Annotated in this window: 5 protein-coding genes and 1 tRNA gene; all 6 read right to left on the bottom strand. The window is 41.5% G+C overall.

Going from position 1 to position 6456, the window contains the following annotated elements; translation table 11 throughout:
• Positions 1-2: 2 nt before the first annotated feature.
• Positions 3-95, bottom strand: a tRNA-Ser gene (locus tag RH40_RS16815).
• Positions 96-348: 253 nt separating this feature from the next.
• A complete protein-coding gene (gene csrA, locus RH40_RS16810; RefSeq protein ID WP_009602867.1) occupies positions 349-546 on the bottom strand; it encodes a carbon storage regulator CsrA in 198 nt (65 codons plus the stop codon).
• A gap of 116 nt (positions 547-662) precedes the next feature.
• Positions 663-1829 (bottom strand): aspartate kinase, encoded by a 1167-nt coding sequence (locus tag RH40_RS16805; RefSeq protein ID WP_009602865.1) that lies wholly within the window; start codon positions 1827-1829, stop codon positions 663-665.
• A 179-nt stretch (positions 1830-2008) separates the two neighbouring features.
• Positions 2009-4591, bottom strand: coding sequence for an alanine--tRNA ligase (gene alaS / locus RH40_RS16800; RefSeq protein WP_009602863.1), 2583 nt, complete (start codon positions 4589-4591; stop codon positions 2009-2011).
• A gap of 244 nt (positions 4592-4835) precedes the next feature.
• On the bottom strand, positions 4836-5699 hold the full coding sequence (locus RH40_RS16795) for an AEC family transporter (protein ID WP_009602862.1): 864 nt from the start codon (positions 5697-5699) through the stop codon (positions 4836-4838).
• Between the two features lie 2 nt (positions 5700-5701).
• Positions 5702-6337, bottom strand: coding sequence for an FAD/NAD(P)-binding protein (locus tag RH40_RS20125; protein ID WP_009602861.1), 636 nt, complete (start codon positions 6335-6337; stop codon positions 5702-5704).
• Positions 6338-6456: the final 119 nt, after the last annotated feature.

The raw sequence follows: 6456 nt of genomic DNA, 5'->3' as shown, positions 1-6456 counted from the left end.
AATGGCGGTGAGGGAGGGATTCGAACCCTCGATACGGCTACAAACCGTATACTCCCTTAGCAGGGGAGCGCCTTCAGCCACTCGGCCACCTCACCGTCTTGCGGAGGCACATATTACGATTTACCAAAAATATGTCAATGACTTTCTGAGCAAAATTGACAAAAACACGTTCAACCGTTGGCTATTTAATCAAAGAGAGGTAAATTCGCGCTTCAGGTTAGCAAAAGGTTTCAGGTACAGGGCAGTCAGACCCATACTTTTCAGTAAATAGGAGCTCGGGTAACTTTGGGGATGTTGATCAGAACGCAAAAAAAAAGGCCAACATATTTTGTTAGCCTCTATTTACAACTAGTAATTACCTGACGGAGTATTACCATTGCCTTTTTCTGCTTGAATGCGCATGTAAATTTCTTCACGATGCACTGATACTTCTTTAGGAGCATTCACGCCAATACGGACTTGGTTACCTTTAACACCAAGAACCGTTACCGTTACTTCATCACCTATCATTAAAGTTTCGCCAACACGGCGAGTTAAAATTAGCATTATGTACTCCTTGAGTAATCTCTGATTTTTTTCGCTATCCGGCAATTATCTACCAAAAATCATATTTTCGTAAACTTCGTTGTTGAACAAACCTTGCCTTTAAAAGGCTTATTGGCTCATCTTTCAATCACCACAGCAGAGTCTATGTAAATATCATGCAGGATGTTTGCCACTTTGTCGACCTCTTCCGGCCTTATTGCGACAGTAAAAGAGCGGATATTTAATGTATAGAAAATAATTTTCACTCCATTTTCTGATAATATCGCGCGAATCTTATCCTCTGATACCTCTTTCATCGAGCCTACAACTGTAATCAAATTTACTAAGCTTGCCGTGTGCTCTTTTTCACTCAAGGTCAGTTTTAACTTGATATAATCAGCATACTTAACGACAAACTGGGTAGTATTTTTACTCTCTATGGTATTCCAAATAGCAATGCCCAACATATGGCATTGGGCTAACAAGCTTGCTATCAAGGTGCTATCAATTTCAATTAATTGCATCTCATCTTGTAACGCAATGCCACAAATACCATCAGGAGCCTGCTGTCCAGTAACAAAACTACCTTTGGAACTATTTTTGAAAGTAGAAAGAACTCGTAAAGGGACATTGTGCTTCTGTGCGTACTTGACGGAAGGCAAGTGCAACACTTTAGCTCCCCTTTTTGCCATCTCTTCCATTGATAAAAAATCAATCGTAGATAGTTTTTTAGCCTGGTGAACAATTTTGGGGTCACAAGTATATATACCATCAACATCAGTAAAGATTTGACACTCTCTCGCACCTAAATACCCAGCTAACGTTACCGCTGTTGTATCTGAACCTCCCCTTCCCAGAGTTGTGATATCCCCGTTACGATTAACCCCCTGAAAGCCTGCAACAATAACAATCTGTTCCTGATCCAGAAGAGTGCGGATCCCTTGAGTATCAATGTCTTCAATCGTTGCGTTATTGTGCTTTTCATCCGTCACAATCTTTGCTTGTCCACCTGTCAGTGAGCGTGCTGCATAGCCTAATTTGTTAAGCGTCATCGCTAAAAGTGCCATAGAAATTTGCTCACCAGCAGACAACAAAACATCAAGTTCACGAGCATTAGGAACACTATCAATTTGTTGCGCCAAATCGACTAATCGATTTGTTTCACCTGCCATAGCAGAAACGACAACCAACACTTGATTACCATCATCTTTGGCCTCGATGATGTGTTTAGCCACTTTCTGTATATTCTCTACCGAGCCCACAGATGTCCCACCAAACTTTTGCACGATAAGGGGCTTTTTCACCAGTCTTCACCTTCCCAAGACCAAAGTCTTATTAAAAATAATAATTATCAATTAACAGTTTAACTGTGCTTATAACAACAAAAAACAAATTACCTAACAGAAAGATAAAAATACCGTCAATTAATGACTTAGTTCACAAACGACAAAGCCCATGTCATAACATGGGCTTTGTCGTTACATTATAAACGCTCTTCTAACCAAGGCTGAACCGAATCGATTGCTGTTGGTAAAGCAGTGACATCTGTGCCACCAGCCTGGGCCATATCAGGGCGCCCTCCTCCTTTGCCACCGATTTGTTCAGCGACCATTTTAACCAACTCACCCGCTTTAACATCCCCGACAAGATCTTTGGTCACGCCTGCAATTAAGCCAATTTTATCTTGGTTAACATTAGCCAATAGTACAACACCGCTACCTAATTGATTTTTAATATCATCAACCATAGTGCGTAAATTCTTACTGTCTGCACCTTCTAGCTTTGCAACTAAGACCTTAACACCATTAACTTCTTTTACTTGCCCCATGATGTTGGCACTTTCAGCCGCTGCCATTTTATCTTTCAGCTTCTGAATCTCTTTCTCTAGTGCTTTGGTCTTTTGGGCAGACTCTGCCAATTTTTCTTCGTATTGCTGATGCTGCGCTTCAATCACATCCAATGCCGCATCACCTGTTACCGCCTCAATACGGCGAATGCCTGCAGCGATACCACTCTCTGATGTAATTTTGAAAAGCCCAATATCACCGGTACTGGAAACATGAATACCACCACACAGTTCGGTGGAAAAATCCCCCATAGACAACACACGAACCTGGTCATCGTACTTTTCGCCAAATAAAGCCATCGCGCCTTTACTCTTGGCAGATTCAATATCCATGATATCGGTCTCGACGTCATGGTTAAGACGAACATGATCGTTGACGAGACGCTCCACTTGTTTAATTTCATCAGCTGTCATTGCTTCCAAGTGTGAGAAGTCAAAGCGAAGGTTGTCAGCTTTGACCAGTGACCCCTTTTGAGTTACATGTTCACCGAGAACCTTACGAAGGGCAGCATGAAGCAAATGCGTTGCAGAATGATTCAAAGAAATGGCATTACGGCGGCCTTTATCAACCAAAGCCTCAACCTTATCTTTTGATGCCAACACGCCTTCTTTCATCCAGCCATAATGTGCAATGGCATTGCCTAATTTTTGTGTATCTTCAACGACAAAAATACCTGAATCAGTACAAATTTGCCCCGAGTCCCCACATTGACCACCCGACTCTGCGTAAAAAGGCGTTTCATCGAGTACGAGAACGGCTTTATCACCTGCAGACAGTGATTCTACTTGACGGCTTTCAACAAACATAGCATCGACCGTACCCAGTGCAGAAGTACTGGTATAACCACAGAACTCTGTTGCAGAGTCGACTTTAATTGCCTCATTATAATCGGTACCAAACTGCCCCGCATCACGCGCTCTTTGACGCTGTACTTCCATGGCTTGTTCAAATCCTGCTTCATCAATGATAAAGCCGCGCTCGCGTGCAACATCATTGGTTAAGTCCGCTGGAAAACCATAAGTGTCGTAGAGTTTGAAGACCGTTTCACCATCCAAAGTTTTGTCTGCTGAAGCATCAAGCGCATCATTTAAAATTGCCATGCCTCGTTCAAGAGTGCGACCAAAATTCTCTTCTTCAATCCGCAATACCTTTTCAACCAAGGCTTGCTGACGTTTTAGCTCTTCACCTGCACTGCCCATGACATCAGCCAATACTCCGACTAATTTGAAGAAGAATGTCCCTTTGGCACCAAGCTTATTGCCATGACGTACAGCTCGACGAATGATTCGACGCAGAACATAGCCACGTCCTTCATTTGATGGCATCACACCATCTACGATCAAAAATGAACAAGAACGAATGTGATCAGCAATGACTCGCAAAGACTGGTTAGACAAGTCTTCGACGCTAATAACTTCTGCCGCAGCTTTAATCAGAGTTTGAAATACATCTATTTCATAATTCGAGTGCACACCCTGCATAATCGCAGAAATACGTTCAATCCCCATGCCAGTATCAACTGAAGGCTTGGGTAAAGGCTCCATCGTTCCATCAGCATGGCGATTGAACTGCATGAAAACGTTGTTCCATATTTCTATAAAGCGATCACCATCTTCTTCTGGTGTTCCTGGGCGTCCGCCCCAAATATGCTCACCATGGTCATAGAAGATTTCGGTACACGGTCCGCAGGGACCCGTGTCTCCCATTTGCCAGAAGTTATCTGACTCATAAGGTTTACCGCCTTTTTTATCGCCAATACGAACAATGCGGTCAGCAGGTACGCCGATTTGCTGATTCCAGATATTAAACGCTTCGTCATCTGTCTCATATACTGTCACCAAAAGGCGATCTTTGGGCAACTTGAGTATTTCAGTCAAAAACTCCCAAGCAAAAGCGATCGCATCTTGCTTAAAATAATCACCAAAACTGAAATTGCCCAACATTTCAAAAAACGTATGATGGCGAGCAGTGAATCCCACATTTTCAAGATCATTGTGTTTGCCGCCAGCACGTAAACATCGCTGTGATGAGGTAGCTCGGGTGTACGCGCGCTTTTCTAAACCTAAGAAACAATCTTTAAATTGGTTCATACCTGCGTTCGTAAATAGCAGGGTCGGATCGTTGTGGGGAACTAACGACGAACTTTCTACGATTTGGTGCCCTTTGCTCTCAAAGAACTGGAGGAACGCGTTACGAACCTCATCGGTGCTCATATACATGCAGCTTTTCCTGAAAAATATCGAGTTGGAATTTTGCGCTATTGTAGATCATGGTAAGCTTTACGACTAGTTTTCTTGCATAAAAGCAATGTTTGTTCTTTATCTAGGAGGTAATAAAAGTCACCGATAAAACTTTTAGTTATAATGATGCCTTTTAGTAGCATCATTATCGAAACATTGTTTAGCTTTCAACAAATTGATATTCTTAACAAACACCGCAAATCGTTTTGTCCCTGATGTCTCTTTATAAGTTCAACGAATGCACCACTATGCCGTAAGCCACAATCACCACGATACTTGCCATGGTTTCTACCGAAATTCTTGCTGCACTGGTTCCTGTGCCCAGATAGGAGGTTTCCAGCACAATAATGTTAGCAGCAGGTGGAAGCAGGCAGATTAAAAACAGCCACGGCAGTTGTTGATACACAACCTCTGAATTTGATGTGTAGCTGATACAAAAAACGACAAGAACCACCGTACTCAATATCACAATTCTAAATACATAAGACTTGGTGTAAGCCAACACATCACTTTTCTTAAAACTTGTTTCATAAAGCCAGATACCAAGTATCATCATACCTAAAAAGCTCATCAGGAATTTGGACACGACATATACATGGTATCCAAATACTTCGATATCATCCCCAACTGGAATCAACAAACAACCGATAAGTAAAGCAATCACCGGTGGCGAACTCAGAATCTTTAAAACCGAGAATGCTTCTTTTTTTAAATAGTTCGCACCAATTGAGTTACCCACAATGGAGCTTCCAATATACGCAGCTAACACGAATCTAGCTGCCTCATCTCCCAGTAATGCGTGTGCAATTGGTAAACCCAACCAACCTATATTCAGATAGCAAAAGCATAAACTTCGAATCGCATCTTTTCCCATCCAATGTCGGCAAGCAAATATCGCTAGCATAGACACCATCGTCAATGTGATAACCCATACCATTTCCTCTAAATGAAGAGAGATGTTCCAGATGATAATTAAAGGTATCACTATCTTAGTGAGTACGAGAGATGAAAACGTTTTGACGTTTAACTGCCTTTTGCCAATCAGAATTCCAACAAGCAAATAGATAAAAGGGAGTAGAGTTGCCATTACTAAACTACCACCTTATGCTCAGTTGCCCATGCTTCCGCTCGCTTCACCCACTGATAAGCCCATTTTTCTGAACATAGAGAGCCAAAACGGGAGACAAACTGATATTTTTCTTGTATCCGCATTACCTTGCAAAACTCATGAAACCGATACCTTGTGGAGACTAATATATCTTGCCAAGATAAGTCGGTATTAGCAGCACGGCTCTCCAAATATCTAGAGTATTCTGCTTGTTTTCCTGTGGGTAACAAACGGATCACCGTCTTGAATTTACTTTCATTTTGAAGTGAGCGATGTTCTTTCAAAAGCAGTTTCATAAAAGCTTTTAGAGGAGATAAATGGCTTTCTCTAAGTAACGCGTTCCAAGTTAAATGTTTTGGTGCATTTTGCTCACGCAACCAATGCCAAAACTCGTTGGGCTCTGCAACTGACGGCGTCATTAACTCTAGTGATGTGTTTACTATATGTATTGGCGATGCGCCCCCAAAGGCTTTGCCTTTAGCAAAACTTTTTTGATTATTGAATATAGCGATGTTTGGTTTTAAGTAACGTTTCGTAAAACCCTCATTCTGCATTTCATTTAATAAACTAACACCACTCGCACCAAAACTAATGATTACGATATCAAAAACTTCCATTTATACCTCAAATAGAACTATCAGCCATTCGAATTAATTGAAGGTTATATAAAATAAACTTCAATGGGCAAAACAACAATAAAAACCCAACCAAGAATCTAACAATATTGATAAAAGTG

Source organism: Vibrio caribbeanicus ATCC BAA-2122 (assembly GCF_000165125.1).
In the GTDB taxonomy this organism is placed as follows: Bacteria; Pseudomonadota; Gammaproteobacteria; order Enterobacterales; family Vibrionaceae; genus Vibrio; species Vibrio caribbeanicus.
The sequence above is the reverse complement of the archived record's forward strand: the minus strand, read 5'-3'. Positions and strand labels throughout refer to the sequence as shown.

What these genes read in the sequence shown, in the direction of transcription:
- csrA (WP_009602867.1), bottom strand. Translation starts at nt 546, where the DNA reads ATGCTAATTTTAACTCGCCGTGTTGGCGAAACTTTAATGATAGGTGAT.
- alaS (WP_009602863.1), bottom strand. Translation starts at nt 4,591, where the DNA reads ATGTATATGAGCACCGATGAGGTTCGTAACGCGTTCCTCCAGTTCTTT.
- RH40_RS16795 (WP_009602862.1), bottom strand. Translation starts at nt 5,699, where the DNA reads ATGGCAACTCTACTCCCTTTTATCTATTTGCTTGTTGGAATTCTGATT.
- RH40_RS20125 (WP_009602861.1), bottom strand. Translation starts at nt 6,337, where the DNA reads ATGGAAGTTTTTGATATCGTAATCATTAGTTTTGGTGCGAGTGGTGTT.